Source organism: Bacillus methanolicus MGA3 (genome assembly GCF_000724485.1).
Lineage (GTDB): Bacteria > Bacillota > Bacilli > Bacillales > Cytobacillaceae > Bacillus_Z > Bacillus_Z methanolicus_A.
The window spans coordinates 3,174,597-3,194,123 of the sequence record NZ_CP007739.1; the positions used below are offsets into that span (position 1 = coordinate 3,174,597).

The window sequence follows — 19,527 nt, forward strand, 5'->3', positions numbered from 1 at the left end:
CTATATTAATATTCAATCGTGATGATAGGTGTGCCAACTACAACAGTAGTCTTGCCACCCAATCCTTCATTACGTACTGCAATCTGCAAATTCAAACGGTCTTGATTCTTTTTAATAGAAGTCGTGAATAATGGCGAATATGCTGATAGGGATATAAACCTATCTTCTTTTAAAGCTTCGATTTCTTTACCATTAAAAGCATGTAATAAATTTTTGACATTATTAGGCAAAGCCTTTTCAATATTATCATTGAATTCGCCTTTGATACAAGAGAAAATTGTAGCATTTCCACGAAAAATGTCAGTTAACCGTTCCGGGAATTGGTTTTTCAAGAAGGCTTCTGCATCTATTCCCCATCTTGGCCCCTTCACTTCATAGATCACATAAGCAGGTGCTTGAAGATTCTCAGGACTAGATACAATCCGGATTTTTTCCTGGAACATTGAAGATGGAGAAATCGCTGTGAACTCTTTATGTTTTGCATCAGAAGATGTGGACCATTCCCAATCGGAAAACTGCTCCATTAGCTTCTCCGCTGTTTCTTCTTGTAAAGACACATCCATTTTTTCTCTTGCATATAAAGACCATTCATTAATCATAATATTTTTTGCTTGCAAAATTTTCGCCATGGCCGACAGATCTTGCAATCCATTTGCCACAGTCGTTTTATTCCCAGCTTGCAAGAGGATAAAACCTATAATGCCAAAGAATGATAAAAAAATTGTAATTTTCTTGTGCATAGTAATACTCCTCCCCTTAGTTTCATTGTTACCAAGGAAACGAGGAGCATACTTGGGAATTATCGTCACTTTTTGACAAATGCAAAGATCTTTTTTGGAAAATTCACTATTTTTTTAATTAATCGCCATTCGCTGTCAGATATACAGCAACAAAGTGAATTTTACTTAAAAAGAGATCATTTGAGAACATGTACGAAGACCTAAATTTTTTCCAAATTAGCTTTATTGGAAAATCAAAGGAAGCTGTTGGGACCATAATAAATAATCAAGAAAAAAGTTACTGACTGTTGAGCCTAACGCAATTGATAACATTATGTACAACACTCTTGCTTGAAAAACATGATTCGCTCGAAGAAGTTTTTCAAATTGGAGCGATTGAAGTGCCCACCAGGCGATAGCAATAAAAATAAGGTGTGAAAGAATACTGACTAAAGCCTGATGTCCAAATCCTGAAATCATGCCCCTGACCTCCTTTTTACCTGACACCATTTTCATTTTAGCACTGCCTTCATTGTCAGCAAAGCAGCTTGCTTTAAAATTTTGTAAAGGGCCTGGCCCTTTTGATGCGTTGACGCATTAAAGTGTTATTGCAGTCTGACCCCCCATAAAATAAGGGGAGGGAATTTCCCTCCCGGCCCTTTTATCTATTACTTCTATATTATATTATAACCCCTTTGTACTTTTGGCTTTGAAAGGTTCCCCCAAACCTTTTAAAGCCTAAACTTTCTTTGTCATGTACCTTATTGAAATAGATCCTTGAAATCAAAGTTTGTGTGCAAGAAATCGAGCGCCAAATTTGGCATGATTCCGAATAAAATCGTTGCAGCTGCACAAACGGCAATCACAACGCCAATTCCTGCCGGCACTATTACTTTTTCCCCATTTTCTGCCGGACGGAAAAACATTTGTGTCATAATGCCAAAGTAATAATAATAAGAAACAATTGTTGTGGCAATCATAACAGATGCCAGAACGTAATGGGCCGGAGTAGTGATCAGTGCCCCCATAAAAATATTCAGCTTACCGATAAAACCGGCTGTCCCCGGAATTCCGGCTAATGAAAGGATGAAGATCGCCATGGCCACAGCTAAAACCGGTGAACGGCGGTATAATCCGGAAAAATGGCCTATATCTTCCGAATCTGCTTTTTCTGTCAACAATTGAATAACAGCAAATGCGCCCATATTCATAAAGAGATAAGCCAGTAAATAAAACCACATTGTCTCAAAGAGTGTCGAAACGGTCGTTACAGCAACTAAAATATAACCCGCATGAGCGATGCTTGAGTATGCGAATAACCGCTTTACATTCCGCTGCCTTAAGGCGATTACGTTACCGATAATCATTGTGGCGCCGGCAAGAAAAGCCATATAATCTTGAAGCTTGATCAGGAGCGGATCAGACGCCGGTCCATCTGCAGGAATGCTTAAGAAAATCATAACCAGAACCCGTACCAAAAGGACAAACCCGGCTGTTTTTGATACAACGCCAAGGAACGCCGTCACAGGCGTTGGAGCCCCCTCGTATACATCAGGAGCCCACATATGAAACGGTGCTGATGCCAGCTTAAACGATAAACCGATAAAAATCATAAAGAATGCTAATCCTAATAAGTAAATATGCTGTCCATCCAGGTTTCCTGTTAAATGGTTGCTCATAGCCTTTAAGTTTGTAGTTCCCGTCAAACCGTAAACATAACTCATTCCAAATAACGTAATAGCCGTTGAAATTCCGCCATTGATTACATATTTCATAGCTGATTCATTCGAACGCAAATGTTTTTTTCTCATTCCGGCTAAAATATAGGAAGAAACGGATAACAGCTCAAGCCCTGTAAAAAGGGTAATCAAATCACCGCTTGACGCCATCATCATTGCGCCCAGCAAAGCCGCTAAAAATAAATAATAAAATTCTCCTTTATACTCTATTCCTTCCTTTGGTTCATAGTTTACCGCCAGGAACAAGACTAAGCTGGCGCCAATTAACAGCAATAGTTTAAAAGCTTTTGAAAAAGAATCAAGACGAAATGTGTCATATAGAATCGAAGCAGTACTATGGTCTATGAGCAAAACTAGTGAGACGGCCGCACCGACTACACCCGCTATTCCGATCCATCCTAACACTTTCCGGTCCGCTTGTTTCGGCATAAATAAATCGAGCAGAGAGATAAGTGTAATCACACAAAGGATGATGAACTCAGGTGTCATTATTTCCCATTCAAACGATAAAAATGTTTTCAAATCCATCCTTCATCACCCTCCTATCCCAAGCAGAATTGTCTCTAATGTTGTTTTCAGCGGTGCTGCCAAAACGGCCGGATAGACACCAATCAGGACAATTAATCCCATTAAAGCTAGGGCAGGTACAATCTCTACAGCACGAAGGTCCATCACGCCCGCAAAATCCCGCTGTGCTCTTCCATATGTGATGCCAAGCACGGCCCGGAGCAAGTAGACAGCTGTCATGATAATTCCGATCGCACCAACAGCAGCCAATAACGGCCGTTCCTCAAACAACCCAAGGAATGCCATAAACTCACTAACAAATCCAGACATGCCCGGAAGCCCGAGTGAAGCCATAGCTCCTGCAAGCAAAAATCCTGCAGCGAGCGGCATCGCTTTGGCCATACCGCCAAGATTCGAAATAAATGAGGTTTCCACACGCTCATAAAACGCTCCAACAAGGAAGAAAAGCAAAGCTGAAATTAAACCGTGAGAAACAACCTGGAAAATGGCCCCTTGTATTCCTGCTTCATTTAATGCTCCCAACCCGATTAAAACGATTCCCATGTGGGAAATAGAAGAATAGGCAAGCACCATTTTAAAATCTTTCTGTACAAACGCCAGAAAAGCTCCATAAAGCAAGTTCACGACTCCCAGTACAGCAATCAGACCTGCCAGCTTTGAAAACTGTTTCGGAAAAATTCCCATCCCGAAACGAATCAAACCGAAAGCCCCAATTTTCAATAAGATTCCGGAGTGCAGCATAACAACGGGCGGCGGAGCCTCAACGTGTACACGGAGCATCCATCTGTGAAGCGGAAAAATCGGAAGCTTCACACCAAATGCAATCAACAATGCAGCCAAGAGGCCGAAACGGGCTGATTCTGAAATAGGCAGAAGCGTTTCTCTTCCGTCCGCACTTAGAAGCTTTGTTAACTGCGCGATGTTTGATGTTCCTGTCCGCGAGAATAACACCATGATGACGATCAAGAGAACAGCAGAGCCTAAACCGTTATAAATTAAGAAACTGTATGCCGCCTTTTCTTTTTCAAAATATCCCCATTTTCCAACTAAAAAGAATGTCGAAATTAACGTAATTTCAAAAAAGATAAAGAACAAGATCAGGTTTCCCGAAACAAAAACGCCTAGCATTCCGATCTCGAGCAGCAGAAACAACATAAAATACCCTTTCCATTCTTTTTTCATATGAATGGAGGCGATCGCTGCAAGAGTCGATAAAACAGCAGTTAAAACGATCATGACTAAAGAAAAGCCATCTAGTCCAAGTTCGTAATCAATCGTAAATAGATTAGGATCTTGAAAATTTCCAAACTTGATCCATCGGATATGTTCGGCATAATCGGATAAATCCGTACCGGCTCTGTATTGAAAATAAATAATCAGCGATAAGATTAACGCCGGCAATGTCGCTAAAAATCCGATCAACTTAATCACCGATTCCTGTGTCTTTGGTACGAACACCAGAATCAAAATTCCTAGTAAAGGGGAGAAAACTAAAAATGAAAGAATGTATGCAGAATTCATTATAAGTACCCCCCTGTCAGCGCAAAGATTACCATCAAGACTGCAAGTCCGACAAACGCAACCATACCATATGTTTGAATTTGGCCGTCTTGCCGCTTTGCTCCTGTTTCTCCAAGGCTATGAACGGCTCCGACAATTCCTTTCACGATTCCTTCAACTAAGAAGGTTTCAATCATCTGGAGAAAATAGCTTATTCCTTTTGCAATCTTCACAAATGACAATTGATAAAATTCATCAATATAATATTTGTTAAAGAGAATGTTGTAGGTCATCGATGAACTGCCTGCAAGCCAATCCCGTGATAATGTCTTTTTGCCGTAAATCAACCAGGCAAGAAAAATTCCTAGCAGGGAAACAACAGTTGCAACAATCATGATCCATGCCGGACCTTCAATATGCCCGTGGCCGAGAGCTTCGTTTCCATCAGTAAGCCAATCACCTAAAAACGTTCCAAACCACGGTGTATTTACATAACCCGCAACAACCGCAAGAATGCCGAGAAGAACCATCGGCAAAGTCATAACACTTGGCGACTCATGAACCGTGCTTATATCAGACCGCGGTTCGCCGCTGAACACCATAAAGAACAGCCTGAACATATAAAAGGCGGTAAAGAAAGCAGCTATGACTGCTAACCAGAACAGAACTGTGTTTCCGTGTGCCCAGGCAGCAATTAAAATTTCATCTTTACTGAAAAAACCTGAAAACAGCGGAACGCCGCTGATCGCCAATGTTCCAACTAAGAATAACAATCCAGTAAGACGCATCTTTTTCCATAAACCGCCCATTTTTTCAATGTCCTGCGTGTGAACAGCATGAATCACACTTCCTGCTGCCAAAAACAACAATGCTTTGAAAAATGCATGCGTCATTAAGTGGAAGACTCCTGCTACATAGCCGGCTGAGCCTAGTGCAAGCATCATATATCCGAGCTGGCTGACTGTGGAATATGCGAGAACTCGTTTAATATCTGTTTGAACAAGCCCAATACTCGCAGCGAAAATGGCGGTAAATGCGCCAACTGCTGCAACCATCATTAAAGCCGTTCTACTTGCGGCAAAGAGCGGAAACAGCGCCGCAACAAGATAAACCCCGGCTGCAACCATTGTCGCTGCGTGGATGAGCGCTGATACCGGAGTAGGGCCTTCCATCGCATCCGGAAGCCATGTATGCAAAGGAAACTGACCTGATTTCCCGACTGCTCCTACAAATATCAAAATCGCTGTCAAGGTAATCATTCCGGATGAAATCGTACCTTCTTCAACTGCACGAAAAATTTCATCATATTTAAAGCTGCCAACTTGCCAGAATAGAAGAATCATTCCGATTAAGAGACCTACATCTCCAATGCGTGTCATAATAAACGCTTTTTTTGCTGCTGCTTTTGCTTCTTCTTTGTAAAAATAAAACCCGATTAATAAGAAGGAACCAACTCCGACCAATTCCCAGAATATATAGGTTTGCAGAAGGTTTGGCGATAAAACAAGACCGAGCATTGCAAAGGTAAACAATCCTAAATAAGCATAAAAAACGGAAAGCCGCTCATCGCCATGCATATAACCCTTTGAGTAAGTATGTACAAGAAAACTGACGAGCGAAACAATAAACAGCATTAACGCATTTAACTGATTCACTTCAAAACCCGCTGTCAATTGGATATCTCCTATTGAAAGCCATACAGCTTCCGTCTTAAATGTTGGTTCGTAAAACCGTTCAAACAGCACCAACAGTGAATAGACGAACGAAGCAAGCGAAAGCAGAATCCCGATGTAAGCACTTGCTTCTTTTAGCTGTCTGCCAAATAGAAGAAGGATGACGAACGATAAAAGCGGGAAAAGCGGTATAATCCATGCATTTTCCATCTCTATCACAATCCCCTTTTTTAGAACGCGCGAGAGCAAGTCTTTAGACATTTCATCAAGCGCGTTTGATTTAGGCCCGCTAGTTCATGCGGGTCTAACAGACTTTCTTTTTTAAAAATAAGTCTTTTAATCTTTCATAAGGCTAATTTTTCATTTTGTCCATCTCGTCAATCATCACCGTTTTGCGGTTGCGGTATAGAGCAAACAAAATCGCTAATCCAACTGCGGCTTCTGCTGCGGCAACGGCCATCGCAAAAAGTGCAAATACTTGGCCGTTAATAGAAGGTGTGACACCATACTTACTGAATGCAACTAAATTGATGTTGGCCGAATTGAGCATAAGTTCAATCGATATGAGCACGATGACGGTATTGCGCTTTGTCAATGCCCCGTATAGACCAATACAGAACAAAATTAAAGCGAGAGCCAGGTAGGCTGAAACGGGAACCGAATTCATTCCTTATCTGCCCCCTTTTCATCATCTTTCCTTGCTAACACGATCGCTCCGACAAGTGCAACCAATAATAAAACGGAAGTCAATTCAAACGGAATCGCATATTTTGAGTAAAGCGTGATCCCAATTTGTTCTGTATTATGTTCGTGAAGAGTCGTGGCCGTCTGTGGAATGTCAAGGTTATAGATTCCGATATAAACAGCAAATGCAAAACCAATTACACCGATCAATAACAGCAGTTTGCGCCATCGGCCTGACTTAGCTTCACTTTCATCATCATGGCGAGTTAACATGATTCCGAACAGCATAATAATCGTAATGGCACCGGAATAAATCAAAATCTGGACCGCAGCAACAAATTCAGCTGAGAGCATCACGTAAATCCCGGCAATACTGACAAATGTAAAGACAAGCGCCACTACCATATGGACGACTTTCGAAAGGTTTAGTAAAAGCATGCCGCCAATAATTGCAACTAGCGCCAAGGATATGAATGCTAGAAATTCACCCGAAAACGTCATGCTTTATTCTCCTTCCGTACGTTCTCGTCATTTGCATCAAGCCACTCAAGATTTTTAAAAAGCTCATCGCGGCTGTATTCTGCCAGTTCAAAATTGTTAGTCATTACGATCGCTTCTGTCGGACAAACTTCTGTGCATAAATCACAGAGGATGCAAATTTCGAAATTGATATCATACGTATCAATGATTTTTCCTTTTTTCGCAGGATCCGGATGTTTTTTTCCGGTCAGCTGTATGCAATCAGTCGGACAGATATTGGCACATTGATTACATACAATGCATTTTTCCGGATAAAATTTTTGAATCCCGCGAAACCGGTCCGGAAGAGGCAGCGGCTCGTGCGGATACTCATATGTGACTTTTTGCCGGGCTAAATTTTTCAGGGTATATTTTAAGCCTTTCGCTAATCCAAGCATGTTTTTCACCCCTTATATCAATAAAGTAAGAGTTCCCTTTTTAAAATAATCCGATTAATTCTTTTATTAAGGCTGTCAGGAAAATGTTTGCCAGTGCAACCGGCAAAAGAACTTTCCAGCCAAACTCCATCAACTGGTCTGCGCGAATACGCGGAAACGCAACGCGGAACCAAATTAAGACAAAGACTACCAGGCTGAATTTAATGGCGAACCAGACGGCTCCCGGAATAAAATCAAGAAACGGAAGCGGCAGCCATCCGCCAAGGAATAGAACAGTCGTAAGCGATGCCATCGCAAATAAATACACATATTCGGCAAGCATAAAAAACGCCCAGCGGAAACCGGAATATTCAACATGGAACCCCGCAACAAGCTCAGATTCAGCCTCTGGAAGGTCAAATGGCACCCTGTTCAGTTCAGCTACTGACGCAATGAAAAATACTATAAACCCTATTGGCTGCAATATAATAAACCAGCCGTCTTTCTGTGCGTGAACAATCTCATTTAAGTTTAAACTTCCACTTAAGAGAATGACACCAAGCACAGACATGACGAGCGGAATTTCATATGAAATCATTTGGGCTGCCGCACGCATTGCTCCTAGAAGCGCATATTTGTTATTAGATGCCCATCCTCCGGTAACAATGCCGATTGTGCTCAACCCGGATATCGCAATATAATAAAGGAGCCCAACGCCAATATCGGCAAACTGCAATTTATCTGTAAACGGAATCGTCGCTAGCACCATAAACGCCGGCGCAAATGCAAGTACAGGCGCGAGAATAAACAATGGTTTATCGGCCAATTTTGGAATCGTATCTTCTTTTAACAAAAGCTTTAATACGTCCGCAACTGACTGCAAAAGCCCCCATCGGCCGCCCACTTGGTTTGGGCCGTGGCGCAGCTGCATAAAACCCATTACTTTTCGTTCTGCAAGGATCGCGTATGTCACAAACCCAAGTACAACTAACAAGAGACCTGCAGCAAGCAAGAAAAAGATCCCAAAGTTCTGCAGCCCAGGGCTTGAATTTAACAAATCTTCAACCATTAACCGTCCACCTCCCCGAGGACAATATCAATCGCTCCCAGTATTGCAATTAAGTTGGCGATGTTTTCGCCTACTAATAATTTTGGGAGAATTTGAAGATTATAAAATGACGGTCTTCGAAACTTTAAGCGGTAAGGCTCTTTCTTACCGTCACTGGCAATATAGCAGCCGATTTCCCCGCGCGGAGACTCAATCCGGACATAGGCTTCCCCCTTTGGAGCTTTGATGATTTTTGGCACTTTCGCCATAATTTCTTCTTCTGGTGGGAATTGTTCAACAGCTTGCTCGAGAATTTTAAGAGATTCTTCGATTTCGGCCATCCGGACGTGATACCTGGCCCATGCATCTCCCCCTGTTTGGACCGGAACATCAAAATCAAAACGGTCATAAATCGAATATGGCTCATCTTTGCGAAGATCCCATTTTACGCCGGTACAGCGAAGGTTTGCACCACTCAAAGAATAGTTTAATGCGTCTTCCTTCGTGTACTTTCCGACTCCTTTTACGCGGTTCATAAAAATTTCGTTTCCAGTTACAAGTTCATGATAGCCTTGCAGCTGTTCTCTCATATAAGGAACAAAGTCTTTTACTTTTTTAATCCATCCTTCAGGTGCATCCCATTTTACTCCTCCAACACGCATATAGTTGAAGGTTAAACGCGCACCGGAAAGTTCATTAAGCAAGTTGATGATCATTTCTCTTTCACGAAAAGCATAAAGAAATGGGCTGACTGCACCGATATCTAAAAGGTATGTTCCCCACCAAACAAGGTGGCTCGCAATCCTTCCAAGTTCCATGGCAATAACCCGCAAATACTCAGCACGCTCAGGAATTTCAATGCCCATCATTGTTTCCACTGCATGGCAAATGACATAGTTATTCGTCATCGCAGATAAATAGTCCATTCGGTCCGTATAAGGAATAATTTGTGTGTATTGAAGATTTTCAGCCAATTTTTCCGTTCCCCGGTGAAGATAGCCGATAACCGGTTTTGCTTCTGTAATTATTTCCCCGTCGATTTTAACTATAAGACGGAATACACCGTGCGTACTCGGATGCTGAGGCCCGACATTAAGCAGCATCTCCTCTGTGCGTATCACTCATTACACCTCCACATCATACGGTACATAATCTTTTCTCAATGGATGGCCAATCCATTCTTCTCCAAGCATGATCCGGTGTAAATTTGGATGCCCTGTAAACTTGATCCCCAATAGATCGTAGGCTTCACACTCAGGCCAATTTGCACCCGCCCACAACGGCACGAGAGAATCTATTTCCGGCTCATCCCGGTCAATTTTTACTTTTAATGCTACGGATTGACGATTCTTGTATGAGTATAAATGCACATAAACTTCCATGTGTGTTTGAAAATCTGTGCCATGCAATTCAGATAAGTAGTCAAATCCTAGCTGTTCATTGTATTTCAAAAATTCTGCTACTTTAAAATATGCATTGCGCTTTGCGACAATGGTTGGTACATCTTTTGACAGTGTGTTAATATAGTAGTCTTCAAGCACGTCTGTTCCGAGGTGTTCTTCGATTACTTTCACATATTTATCGAGATAAGGCTGGTTTGGCGACGGTTTTTTTTCAACCGGTTCACTTTCTGCACCGGCTTTTGCCCCTGCAGCGGCTTTTGCTTTTGCGGCTGCCGCAGCTTTTGCTTTTGCAGCTGCGATTGCCTTGGCTTTCTCGTCATCACTAGCACCGCTTGCCGCTTGTTTTGCCTTTGCAGCGGCTTTTGCTTTTGCGGCGGCTGCCGCCTTTGCTTTCGCTGCAGCTATCGCTTTTGCCTTTGCATCAGCATCATCAGAATCGCTGCTTGTGCCTGCTTGTTCTTTCGCTTTCATTTTGGCCAGTGCTGCGGCTTTTGCCTTTGCAGCCGCTGCTGCTTTTTTCTTCGCCAGGTCAAGATCATCTTCTCCTGCGGCAACAGTTGGTATTTTGTCTTCCGCTTGGGATCCCGCTTCAGCAGCTTTCATCGCTTTCTTTTTTTCTAACGCTGCCTCTCTCGCTTTAGCAGCAGCTTCTTTCTTTAACTGCTCAAGATCCTTTTCACCACTCATCGGTTAGATCACCTTCTTCCCGGTCTTCGCCTCATAACGGATTTTTTCTTTTAATTTATTAATCCCATATATTAATGCAGCTGGATTTGGCGGGCAGCCTGGAATATAAACATCAACTGGGACAATTTGGTCAACGCCTTTTACAACCGAATACGATTTCACATATGGACCGCCTGCCGTCGCACAAGAACCCATCGCAATGACCCATTTGGGTTCAGGCATTTGATCATACAAACGGCGTACAATCGGAGCCATTTTCTTCGTTACTGTACCGGATACAATCATTACATCCGACTGGCGTGGCGACGTACGGAAAAAAGAACCGAACCGATCTAAATCGTAATGAGAAGAACCTACTCCCATCATCTCAATCGCACAGCACGCAAGACCAAACGTCATCGGCCATAAAGAATTGCTCCTTGCCCAAGCTTTTATCTGCTCCAACGTCGTTAAAAATACATTTCGTTTTAGCTCTTTCATTTCCTCTGCTGAAATATTGTCTAAGTTTAAATCCATTTCAACACCCTCTTTTTCCATGCATAGACAAGTCCAATGACAAGCATAAAAACAAATATAAACATTTCTATTAATGCGAAGATTCCAAGTTTTTCATAGGCAACAGCCCATGGGTACAAAAACACAGTCTCCACATCAAAAATGACAAACATAAGAGCAAAAATATAATATCGGACATTGAACTGAACTCGTGAATCGTGAAATGGTTCATTACCGCTCTCATAGGTAGCATACTTTGCATCATAAGGCTTATATGGACGCAAAAGCCTCCCTAAAGAAAGCGCTACCACAGGCAACAACACCCCAAGACACAAGAACACAATAACAAAGAGATAGTTATTCTGGTACACATTCAGAAAGTCCATGCCCATCCCCCTAAAAAATCTTAAAATATTCTTAACATTTAAAAATGTAACCGATATCATTATAGCATTTTTACCAAAATGTGTCGACAAGCCCCCGGCTATATATTGGTATTACTCTCGATCGCCAAAATCTCTAACATAGTTGTCTCTCCTTAATAGTTTATTAACCAAAATTTATTTCTTTCTTAATTTTATTTTTAGTTAGGTGGATTTGAATTTTTGTTCAACATGGGTACACTTGAAAGTTGGAGTATTAGTTTAGTATGACTATATTCAGGAATCAGATCTGCCAATAATGAATATGTTAAGATTTGAGAAGCATCATTGAGGGTGTCTTGTTGTGGACAAGTGTTTTTGCGCGGTGGGGAACCTGACACTTTTTCAATACAACAAAAAACACCCCCCGGCTTTGTTGCAAAACCGAAAGGTGTTTGAAAGCAGTTATAGTTTTTTCTCCGCAACAGAAATACGGTTAATAGCACGTTTGAGAGCAAGCTCAGCACGTTTGAAATCAATATTATCCTGATTTTGTGCCCGTAAACGTTCTTCGGCGCGTTCTTTTGCACGTTTCGCACGCTCTACATCAATTTGTTCTGATGTTTCAGCTGCTTGCGCCAAAATCGTCACTTGATCAGGACGTACTTCCAAGAATCCGCCGCTTACTGCCACGTATTCCGTTTTTCCGCCTTTTTTTAGACGGACAGCACCAATTTGCAACGGTGCAACCATTGGAATGTGCCCAGGTAAAATTCCGAGCTCACCACTTTGAGCTTTTGTGCTTACCATTTCCACATCTGATTCATACACCGGGCCATCGGGAGTAACAACACTGACTTTAATCGTCTTCATTTTTTACCCTCCTGGTCCGAAATTAGACCTGTACACCCATGCGTTTCGCGTTCTCAATAACTTCTTCGATTCGACCTACGAGACGGAATGCATCTTCAGGAATGTGGTCGTATTTACCTTCAAGAATTTCTTTGAAACCTCTGACAGTTTCTTTAACAGGTACGTATGAACCCGGCTGACCAGTAAACTGTTCAGCAACGTGGAAGTTTTGAGATAAGAAGAATTGGATACGGCGCGCACGGTGTACGATAAGCTTGTCTTCGTCAGAAAGCTCATCCATACCAAGGATCGCGATAATATCTTGCAATTCTCTATAACGCTGTAATGTTTGCTGTACCCGGCGTGCTACTGTGTAGTGCTCTTCTCCAACGATTTCCGGAGCCAATGCACGGGAAGTGGAAGCGAGCGGATCCACTGCAGGGTAGATACCCATCTCAGTAAGCTTACGCTCAAGGTTTGTTGTCGCATCCAAGTGAGCGAATGTTGTAGCCGGAGCCGGATCTGTATAGTCATCGGCCGGTACGTAAATCGCTTGGATTGATGTAACAGAACCTGTGCTAGTAGATGTGATGCGTTCTTGCAATTTACCCATTTCAGTAGCAAGTGTCGGCTGGTAACCAACGGCAGAAGGCATACGGCCTAACAGCGCGGAAACCTCAGAACCTGCTTGTGTGAAACGGAAGATGTTATCGATAAAGAACAATACGTCTTGTCCTTCCTCATCACGGAAATACTCAGCCATTGTAAGTCCAGTAAGTGCAACACGCATACGTGCTCCAGGCGGCTCGTTCATCTGGCCGAATACCATCGCAGTTTTCTTAATAACGCCTGAGTCAGTCATTTCATGGTAAAGGTCGTTACCTTCACGAGTACGCTCACCTACACCGGCAAATACAGAAATACCGCCGTGCTCTTGAGCGATGTTATTGATTAACTCTTGGATTAATACGGTTTTTCCTACACCGGCACCGCCGAAGAGACCAATTTTACCACCTTTAATATAAGGTGCAAGCAGGTCTACTACTTTAATTCCAGTCTCAAGAATTTCAACTTCTGTTGAAAGCTTTTCAAATGGAGGTGCATCTTTGTGAATGGAATCACGGCGTGCATTTGGATCAATTGGTCCGTCAAGGTCAATCGGTTCACCTAAAACGTTAAATACACGGCCAAGTGTCGCATCCCCTACAGGAACGGAGATTGGAGCACCAGTATCAATCACTTCCATACCGCGAGTTAATCCGTCAGTGGAAGCCATCGCAATGGTACGAACTGTATCATCACCTAAATGAAGGGCTACTTCAAGGGTTAAGTTGATGTCAACTTCAGATTCGTTGCGAGCTTTATGCTCGATGCGCAACGCATTATAGATCTCAGGAAGTTGTCCGCTTTCGAACTTCACGTCAACAACCGGACCCATAACTTGAAGAACGCGTCCTTTGTTCATCTTATTCCCTCCTATCGTTCTCTTAACACAAATACGTGCATCGAACTGGGAGGATGATGGCATCCTCACCAGTTATGCCATATGTTCCGGCATTATGCCGTTCTATTCTTATTCAAGTGCCGCAGCACCGCTGACAATTTCGGTGATTTCTTGCGTGATTGAAGCCTGACGTGCACGGTTGTAGCTAAGGGTTAATGTATTAATAAGCTCTTTAGCATTGTCCGTTGCATTCTTCATTGCTGTCATCCGTGCAGCATGCTCACTTGCCTTGCTGTCAAGGATTGCTCCATAAATTAAGCTTTCAGCATATTGAGGCAGCAATACTTCAAGAATTTCTTCAGCGGAAGGATCAAACTCGTAGGATGTAAGTTTTTTGGACGCTGTGATGTCCGTAATCGGAAGTAATTTCTTCTCTGTTACATCCTGTTGAATAGCACTTACATAATGATTGTAATACATATATAGCTCATCAAATGTTTCATCCGCAAACATGCCGACTGTCTTCGATGCGATATCTTTAATATCGGCAAAAGTAAGCTGGTCAGACACACCGACAATATCAAGAATGACATTCATGCCGCGCTTCCTGAAAAAATCGCGGGCGATTCTTCCTATCGCAATGATGGCGAATTCATCGTTCGACTTATGTCGTTCTTGAATGACTTGGAATACGTGACGCAATACGTTGCTGTTAAAAGCGCCCGCAAGGCCGCGGTCAGACGTAATAACCAAATATCCAGTCTTTTTCACGGGGCGGGATATTAACATTGGATGTTTCACATCTTTGCTTCCAAGTGCGATGGATGCGGTAACCTCTTGAATTTTTTCCATATACGGAACGAATGACCTAGCATTCATTTCGGCCCGGTTCAGTTTCGCAGCTGATACCATTTCCATCGCTTTTGTAATTTGGCTCGTCTTCTTCGTAGAATTAATCCGAGATTTAATATCGCGTAATGATGCCACAGGTTCTCACCACCCTTTCAAAGTTTGTCAGACCCTAAATTACTCGGATACTGCGAAAGTTTTCTTGAATTCGTTGATCGCAGCAGCCATATCTTCATCAGCAGGCAGTTCTTTTGTTGTAACGATATGGTCTAACAAATCTTTGCGGTTATGGTCTAACCAATTTAAGAACTCTTCTTCGAAACGACGAATATCTTGTACTGGAATATCGTCAAGGAAGCCGCGAGTCAATGCGTACAGAATCGCAACTTGCTTTTCAACTTTAAGCGGTTTGTGCAAGTCCTGCTTTAATACTTCAACAGTGCGGGCACCGCGGGCAAGTTTTGCTTGCGTTGCTTTATCAAGGTCAGAACCGAACTGAGCGAATGCTTCTAGCTCACGGTAGGAAGCAAGGTCAAGACGCAATGTACCGGCAACCTTTTTCATTGCTTTAATTTGTGCGTTTCCACCTACGCGGGATACGGAAAGACCTGCGTTGATCGCCGGACGCACACCGGAGAAGAATAGGTCTGATTGTAAGAAAATCTGTCCATCTGTGATGGAAATAACGTTTGTTGGAATGTAAGCAGAAACGTCCCCTGCTTGTGTTTCAATGAATGGAAGTGCTGTAATCGAACCTCCGCCCTTCGCATCACTTAATTTAGCAGCACGCTCTAATAAGCGAGAGTGCAAGTAGAATACGTCCCCTGGATACGCTTCGCGGCCTGGCGGACGGCGTAATAATAGAGAAAGCTCACGGTAAGCAGCAGCTTGTTTTGAAAGGTCATCATAAACAACCAATACGTGCTTGCCGTTATACATAAATTCCTCTGCCATTGTAACGCCTGCATATGGAGCAAGGTACAATAAAGGCGCAGGTTGGGAAGCAGATGCAGTTACGACAATTGTGTAATCTAATGCACCGTATTTGCGCAGTGTTTCAACTGCGGTACGCACTGTGGATTCTTTTTGTCCGATTGCTACATAGATACAAATCATGTTTTGATCTTTTTGGTTTAGGATAGTATCGATCGCAACGGATGTTTTACCTGTTTGGCGGTCCCCGATAATTAACTCACGCTGACCGCGGCCGATTGGAACTAGAGCGTCAATCGCTTTGATACCTGTTTGAAGCGGCTCATGTACAGATTTACGATCCATAACTCCCGGAGCCGGACTTTCGATTGGACGAGTTTTTGTTGTATGGATTGGACCCATTCCGTCAACTGGTTGTCCCAATGGGTTTACGACGCGGCCGATTAACTCTTCCCCTACCGGAACTTCCATGATGCGGCCCGTACGGCGAACCTCATCCCCTTCGCGGATTCCTGTAAATGGTCCTAAGATAACAATACCGACGTTATTTTCTTCAAGGTTTTGCGCCATACCCATAACGCCGTTTGAAAATTCAACAAGTTCTCCGGCCATGACATTGTCGAGGCCATGAGCACGGGCGATACCGTCACCAATTTGAATAACAGTACCTACATCACTCACTTGAATTTCCGACTGATAGTTTTCGATTTGCTTTTTTATCAGCGCACTGATTTCTTCAGCTTTGATGCTCATGAATTTCACCCCTATCTACGAATCTTAACCTTGCAATTGACGTTCCATGCGCTCAAGCTTGCCGCGCAAGCTACCGTCAAAAATTCGGTTTCCGATGCGAAGCTTAATGCCTCCGAGCAAATTGGAATCGACAATATTTTCAATTCGAAGCGATTGTTTTCCGACTTTCGATGCAAATACAGAGGATAATGCTTCGCTTTCAGCCTCTGTTAAAGGGCGAACAGAATACACTTTTGCTTCTGCTATGCCTCTTTCATCATTTGCCAGTTCGATAAAATGATCAGCCATTTCGGCTATATAATCTTCCCGATGTCGGTCGATTAATATCATCAATGTATTTAATACATAAGTATTTACAGAAGAAAATACTTCTTTTAAAATCTCTTTTTTCTTCTCATTCGGAAGTTTTGGAGATTTTAACACAGCTTTTAATTCATTGTTATGAATGATCACTTCTTTTACAACCCGCAGTTCTTGTTCCATTTGGTCAAGAAGCTGGTGTTCTTTCGCAAGCTGGAAAAGAGCCAAGGCATATCGTTTTGCTACTGTAGAGCTGCTCATCGCCCTTCTCCTGCCTCTTGAATGAATTCATTAATAAGTTTTTCTTGGTCTTCTGCGCTTAGTTCTTTTTCAATTACTTTCGAAGCGATCAATACAGATAATGATGCCACTTGCTCACGAATAGCTGCAACAGCTTTTTCTTTTTGCTGTTCAATTTCAAGTTTTGCTGCTTCTTTTATGCGTTCAGCTTCAGCACGTGCAAGACTAATGATTTCTTCACGTTGAGCTTCAGCTTGCTTTTTCGCATTTTCAATAAGTCCTTGAGCTTCTGAGCGTGCTTCTTTTAAAAGGCTGCGCTGTTCTTCCAAAAGTTTGTTTGCTTCAGCACGGCTTTTTTCTGCCGCTTCAATTTCGTTTGCAATATGCTCTTCACGCTGTTTCATGACGCCCATTAATGGACCCCATGCATATTTCTTAAGCAATGCTAACAAGATAATGAACATCAATAGCTGGAACACAATATCCCCGCCGTTAAAGCTGTGAGCCGCGCTCTCAGCTGCACCTAATACAAAACCGTTTGTTAACACCCTCGATTCACTCCCTTCAAGAGTCGTTGCTTAGGAAAACAATTGATGGTTTATATGAATATCCGAATACTTGACAGATATTATGGACATAAAGCAATGGCGAAGGTTCTCATCGAATGATCTTCGCCATTTTTGAACATTAGGTTTACGGAATAATTATCGGCCAATTACCATGAACGCGATTACTGTCGCGATGATAGGAATCGCCTCAACTAACGCTACCCCGATAAACATTGTTGTTTGAAGCATACCGCGAGCTTCTGGTTGACGAGCGATACCTTCAACTGTACGAGATACGATAAGACCGTTACCGACACCAGCACCCAGTGCCGCTAAACCAATTGCAATTGCTGCTGCTAATAGACCCATTGTAAAGTTCCTCCTTTGATTGTATAGATGAATAATTTGTTTATTAAAGTTTGTCCATTAAAAGAACAGTGTATATAATTAATGGTCAGAGCTCACTTTGTGAGACATATAAACCATTGTTAACATTGTAAAGATAAACGCCTGGATCGCACCGACAAATATTGAGAATCCTTGCCAAGCAAGCGTCGGAATAATTGCTGCGATATGCCCTCCTACTCCGGTTGCAAGACTTCCGGCAAGCAAACTGAGAAGGATTTCACCGGCGAATATGTTACCGTAAAGACGGAGACCAAGGGTTAATGTGTTTGCAAATTCTTCGATGAGTTTGATCGGGAACATAAACCAGAACGGCCTTAAAAATTCGCGTCCGTACTCCCCGACTCCTTTCATCTTTACTCCGTAGTAATGTGAAAGTCCTACTACCATTACAGCCAGCGTTAAGGTAACAACCGGGTCGGCAGTCGGTGATTTCCACCATAACTTATCGTCAATCACGACTGAAAACGGAAGTCCTAGCATGTTGGAAACGAAAATATACATAATTAATGTGATTCCAAGAACATGGAACCTTCCGCCGGTTTTCCAATCCATCGTGCTGTTAATGATATTTTTGACGAAGTCCATAACCCATTCCATAAAGTTTTGCATACCGGTAGGTTTCATGGCGAGTCTACGGGTAGAAAGAACAGCAATGATAAAAACAATTAGACTTGCAATGGTGATCATTAATACGTTTGCTAAGTTGAAGGTTAATCCCATAAACTTCCATAATGGAGCTTCATGATGCATAGTAATTCACCTCTCTTCCCCGCTAATTACGTAAATAGAATGAATGAAGAAAAAAATCTATCATAATGACAATATAAGATGTCATTAATCCAATAATTACACTGATAAGGTGAAATGTGTCTGGATACCTCATCGCAATAATTACGGCAAAGGCACCCGTTGCCATTCTGGAAAACGATCCGAGAGAGACCGTTTTTTTCCCTTCCATTACGGAATCTCCGAATTTTCGTATTTTTCTACCTATTAGCCATAGGTTAAAAAAACTCAAGCTTGTACCGAAAATCAAGCCCAAAAAAATCGATTGGTAAGATGTAAACCCCCAGCCGAGAACATATACAGCCAATAAATAAAATATGTATTTACGCTGTCTTGCAATCATTTCATTCATTTCCGGCATTGTTGTTTAATCTCCTGAAAAGAAGTGACGAACTAATCGAAGCATGCCAAATGTCCCTGCTATAAGTCCTACCATAAGCCCGATTATCAAAAAAAGCGGTTCGGTTCCAATGGTACGATCAATCCATCTTCCTAAAAAAATACCTATTAAAACGGAACCTACTAATTGTGAAAGAATGGCGGACATTAATGCCATCGCTTGAAATGGGTGGCGGTTTTTTTGACGCATATTAACGCATCCTCACATTCAGAGAATGGTAAAAGAAGGCTTCGGTACAATCTTCACATTATCATCGTACTGAAGTGGGAAATAAAACTGC

Annotated in this window: 22 protein-coding genes and 1 pseudogene; all 23 read right to left on the reverse strand. The window is 42.4% G+C overall.

From position 1 onward, the window contains the following. Nucleotides 1-5 precede the first annotated feature (5 nt). Nucleotides 6-740, reverse strand: a complete 735-nt coding sequence (locus BMMGA3_RS15375) for a YwmB family TATA-box binding protein (RefSeq protein ID WP_003346776.1) — start codon at nucleotides 738-740, stop codon at nucleotides 6-8. A gap of 222 nt (nucleotides 741-962) precedes the next feature. Beyond that, on the reverse strand, nucleotides 963-1,199 hold the full coding sequence (locus BMMGA3_RS15380) for a DUF1146 family protein (RefSeq protein WP_003346778.1): 237 nt from the start codon (nucleotides 1,197-1,199) through the stop codon (nucleotides 963-965). Nucleotides 1,200-1,480: 281 nt separating this feature from the next. After that, complete coding sequence (gene nuoN / locus BMMGA3_RS15385; RefSeq protein WP_003346780.1) at nucleotides 1,481-2,986, reverse strand: NADH-quinone oxidoreductase subunit NuoN; 1,506 nt, start codon at nucleotides 2,984-2,986, stop codon at nucleotides 1,481-1,483. Between the two features lie 6 nt (nucleotides 2,987-2,992). Next, on the reverse strand, nucleotides 2,993-4,507 hold the full coding sequence (locus tag BMMGA3_RS15390) for an NADH-quinone oxidoreductase subunit M (protein ID WP_003346781.1): 1,515 nt from the start codon (nucleotides 4,505-4,507) through the stop codon (nucleotides 2,993-2,995). Then, complete coding sequence (nuoL, locus tag BMMGA3_RS15395) at nucleotides 4,507-6,369, reverse strand: NADH-quinone oxidoreductase subunit L (RefSeq protein ID WP_003346782.1); 1,863 nt, start codon at nucleotides 6,367-6,369, stop codon at nucleotides 4,507-4,509. The genes BMMGA3_RS15390 and nuoL overlap by 1 nt, the downstream gene beginning before the upstream one ends. A gap of 142 nt (nucleotides 6,370-6,511) precedes the next feature. Further along, nucleotides 6,512-6,826 (reverse strand): NADH-quinone oxidoreductase subunit NuoK, encoded by a 315-nt coding sequence (gene nuoK / locus BMMGA3_RS15400; RefSeq protein WP_003346783.1) that lies wholly within the window; start codon nucleotides 6,824-6,826, stop codon nucleotides 6,512-6,514. After that, nucleotides 6,823-7,344: an NADH-quinone oxidoreductase subunit J gene (locus BMMGA3_RS15405; protein WP_003346784.1), complete on the reverse strand. Its 522-nt coding sequence runs from the start codon at nucleotides 7,342-7,344 to the stop codon at nucleotides 6,823-6,825. Before BMMGA3_RS15405 ends, nuoK begins: the two co-directional genes overlap by 4 nt. Next, a complete protein-coding gene (gene nuoI / locus BMMGA3_RS15410) occupies nucleotides 7,341-7,760 on the reverse strand; it encodes an NADH-quinone oxidoreductase subunit NuoI (protein WP_003346785.1) in 420 nt (139 codons plus the stop codon). The genes BMMGA3_RS15405 and nuoI overlap by 4 nt, the downstream gene beginning before the upstream one ends. 40 nt (nucleotides 7,761-7,800) lie before the next feature. Further along, the gene (gene nuoH / locus BMMGA3_RS15415) at nucleotides 7,801-8,808 is read right to left on the reverse strand and encodes an NADH-quinone oxidoreductase subunit NuoH (protein WP_003346786.1); all 1,008 of its coding nucleotides are present in this window, start codon (nucleotides 8,806-8,808) and stop codon (nucleotides 7,801-7,803) included. Beyond that, nucleotides 8,808-9,908, reverse strand: coding sequence for an NADH-quinone oxidoreductase subunit D (locus tag BMMGA3_RS15420; protein WP_003346787.1), 1,101 nt, complete (start codon nucleotides 9,906-9,908; stop codon nucleotides 8,808-8,810). Before BMMGA3_RS15420 ends, nuoH begins: the two co-directional genes overlap by 1 nt. 3 nt (nucleotides 9,909-9,911) lie before the next feature. Further along, nucleotides 9,912-10,868: pseudogene (locus tag BMMGA3_RS15425) on the reverse strand (NADH-quinone oxidoreductase subunit C); the annotation flags it as partial. Nucleotides 10,869-10,880: 12 nt separating this feature from the next. Continuing rightward, a complete protein-coding gene (locus BMMGA3_RS15430) occupies nucleotides 10,881-11,393 on the reverse strand; it encodes a NuoB/complex I 20 kDa subunit family protein (RefSeq protein WP_003346789.1) in 513 nt (170 codons plus the stop codon). Then, nucleotides 11,384-11,758: an NADH-quinone oxidoreductase subunit A gene (locus BMMGA3_RS15435; RefSeq protein WP_003346790.1), complete on the reverse strand. Its 375-nt coding sequence runs from the start codon at nucleotides 11,756-11,758 to the stop codon at nucleotides 11,384-11,386. Before BMMGA3_RS15435 ends, BMMGA3_RS15430 begins: the two co-directional genes overlap by 10 nt. 441 nt (nucleotides 11,759-12,199) lie before the next feature. Continuing rightward, complete coding sequence (locus BMMGA3_RS15440; protein WP_003346791.1) at nucleotides 12,200-12,607, reverse strand: F0F1 ATP synthase subunit epsilon; 408 nt, start codon at nucleotides 12,605-12,607, stop codon at nucleotides 12,200-12,202. Nucleotides 12,608-12,629: 22 nt separating this feature from the next. Then, nucleotides 12,630-14,051 (reverse strand): F0F1 ATP synthase subunit beta, encoded by a 1,422-nt coding sequence (gene atpD, locus BMMGA3_RS15445; protein WP_003346793.1) that lies wholly within the window; start codon nucleotides 14,049-14,051, stop codon nucleotides 12,630-12,632. Between the two features lie 108 nt (nucleotides 14,052-14,159). Then, nucleotides 14,160-15,017, reverse strand: a complete 858-nt coding sequence (locus BMMGA3_RS15450) for a F0F1 ATP synthase subunit gamma (protein WP_003346796.1) — start codon at nucleotides 15,015-15,017, stop codon at nucleotides 14,160-14,162. Between the two features lie 39 nt (nucleotides 15,018-15,056). Continuing rightward, nucleotides 15,057-16,565, reverse strand: coding sequence for a F0F1 ATP synthase subunit alpha (gene atpA / locus BMMGA3_RS15455; RefSeq protein WP_003346799.1), 1,509 nt, complete (start codon nucleotides 16,563-16,565; stop codon nucleotides 15,057-15,059). Nucleotides 16,566-16,589: 24 nt separating this feature from the next. Next, nucleotides 16,590-17,126, reverse strand: coding sequence for a F0F1 ATP synthase subunit delta (locus BMMGA3_RS15460; RefSeq protein ID WP_003346801.1), 537 nt, complete (start codon nucleotides 17,124-17,126; stop codon nucleotides 16,590-16,592). Beyond that, nucleotides 17,123-17,653 carry a F0F1 ATP synthase subunit B gene (locus tag BMMGA3_RS15465; protein WP_003346803.1) on the reverse strand — a complete coding sequence of 177 codons (531 nt, stop codon included), beginning with the start codon at nucleotides 17,651-17,653 and terminating at the stop codon, nucleotides 17,123-17,125. Before BMMGA3_RS15465 ends, BMMGA3_RS15460 begins: the two co-directional genes overlap by 4 nt. 156 nt (nucleotides 17,654-17,809) lie before the next feature. Beyond that, the gene (gene atpE / locus BMMGA3_RS15470) at nucleotides 17,810-18,022 is read right to left on the reverse strand and encodes a F0F1 ATP synthase subunit C (RefSeq protein ID WP_003346805.1); all 213 of its coding nucleotides are present in this window, start codon (nucleotides 18,020-18,022) and stop codon (nucleotides 17,810-17,812) included. 78 nt (nucleotides 18,023-18,100) lie between these two features. Next, nucleotides 18,101-18,811 carry a F0F1 ATP synthase subunit A gene (atpB, locus tag BMMGA3_RS15475; RefSeq protein ID WP_003346809.1) on the reverse strand — a complete coding sequence of 237 codons (711 nt, stop codon included), beginning with the start codon at nucleotides 18,809-18,811 and terminating at the stop codon, nucleotides 18,101-18,103. 22 nt (nucleotides 18,812-18,833) lie between these two features. Continuing rightward, the gene (locus BMMGA3_RS15480; RefSeq protein ID WP_003346811.1) at nucleotides 18,834-19,208 is read right to left on the reverse strand and encodes an ATP synthase subunit I; all 375 of its coding nucleotides are present in this window, start codon (nucleotides 19,206-19,208) and stop codon (nucleotides 18,834-18,836) included. Nucleotides 19,209-19,214: 6 nt separating this feature from the next. Next, nucleotides 19,215-19,436 (reverse strand): AtpZ/AtpI family protein, encoded by a 222-nt coding sequence (locus BMMGA3_RS15485; RefSeq protein ID WP_003346813.1) that lies wholly within the window; start codon nucleotides 19,434-19,436, stop codon nucleotides 19,215-19,217. Nucleotides 19,437-19,527: the final 91 nt, after the last annotated feature.

What these genes read in the sequence shown, in the direction of transcription:
- atpE (WP_003346805.1), bottom strand. Translation starts at nt 18,022, where the DNA reads ATGGGTCTATTAGCAGCAGCAATTGCAATTGGTTTAGCGGCACTGGGT.
- BMMGA3_RS15405 (WP_003346784.1), bottom strand. Translation starts at nt 7,344, where the DNA reads ATGACGTTTTCGGGTGAATTTCTAGCATTCATATCCTTGGCGCTAGTT.
- atpD (WP_003346793.1), bottom strand. Translation starts at nt 14,051, where the DNA reads ATGAACAAAGGACGCGTTCTTCAAGTTATGGGTCCGGTTGTTGACGTG.
- BMMGA3_RS15480 (WP_003346811.1), bottom strand. Translation starts at nt 19,208, where the DNA reads ATGCCGGAAATGAATGAAATGATTGCAAGACAGCGTAAATACATATTT.
- nuoH (WP_003346786.1), bottom strand. Translation starts at nt 8,808, where the DNA reads ATGGTTGAAGATTTGTTAAATTCAAGCCCTGGGCTGCAGAACTTTGGG.
- nuoK (WP_003346783.1), bottom strand. Translation starts at nt 6,826, where the DNA reads ATGAATTCGGTTCCCGTTTCAGCCTACCTGGCTCTCGCTTTAATTTTG.
- BMMGA3_RS15430 (WP_003346789.1), bottom strand. Translation starts at nt 11,393, where the DNA reads ATGGATTTAAACTTAGACAATATTTCAGCAGAGGAAATGAAAGAGCTA.
- BMMGA3_RS15460 (WP_003346801.1), bottom strand. Translation starts at nt 17,126, where the DNA reads ATGAGCAGCTCTACAGTAGCAAAACGATATGCCTTGGCTCTTTTCCAG.
- nuoN (WP_003346780.1), bottom strand. Translation starts at nt 2,986, where the DNA reads ATGGATTTGAAAACATTTTTATCGTTTGAATGGGAAATAATGACACCT.
- nuoI (WP_003346785.1), bottom strand. Translation starts at nt 7,760, where the DNA reads ATGCTTGGATTAGCGAAAGGCTTAAAATATACCCTGAAAAATTTAGCC.
- nuoL (WP_003346782.1), bottom strand. Translation starts at nt 6,369, where the DNA reads ATGGAAAATGCATGGATTATACCGCTTTTCCCGCTTTTATCGTTCGTC.
- BMMGA3_RS15485 (WP_003346813.1), bottom strand. Translation starts at nt 19,436, where the DNA reads ATGCGTCAAAAAAACCGCCACCCATTTCAAGCGATGGCATTAATGTCC.
- BMMGA3_RS15435 (WP_003346790.1), bottom strand. Translation starts at nt 11,758, where the DNA reads ATGGACTTTCTGAATGTGTACCAGAATAACTATCTCTTTGTTATTGTG.
- atpB (WP_003346809.1), bottom strand. Translation starts at nt 18,811, where the DNA reads ATGCATCATGAAGCTCCATTATGGAAGTTTATGGGATTAACCTTCAAC.
- atpA (WP_003346799.1), bottom strand. Translation starts at nt 16,565, where the DNA reads ATGAGCATCAAAGCTGAAGAAATCAGTGCGCTGATAAAAAAGCAAATC.
- BMMGA3_RS15380 (WP_003346778.1), bottom strand. Translation starts at nt 1,199, where the DNA reads ATGATTTCAGGATTTGGACATCAGGCTTTAGTCAGTATTCTTTCACAC.
- BMMGA3_RS15390 (WP_003346781.1), bottom strand. Translation starts at nt 4,507, where the DNA reads ATGAATTCTGCATACATTCTTTCATTTTTAGTTTTCTCCCCTTTACTA.
- BMMGA3_RS15375 (WP_003346776.1), bottom strand. Translation starts at nt 740, where the DNA reads ATGCACAAGAAAATTACAATTTTTTTATCATTCTTTGGCATTATAGGT.
- BMMGA3_RS15440 (WP_003346791.1), bottom strand. Translation starts at nt 12,607, where the DNA reads ATGAAGACGATTAAAGTCAGTGTTGTTACTCCCGATGGCCCGGTGTAT.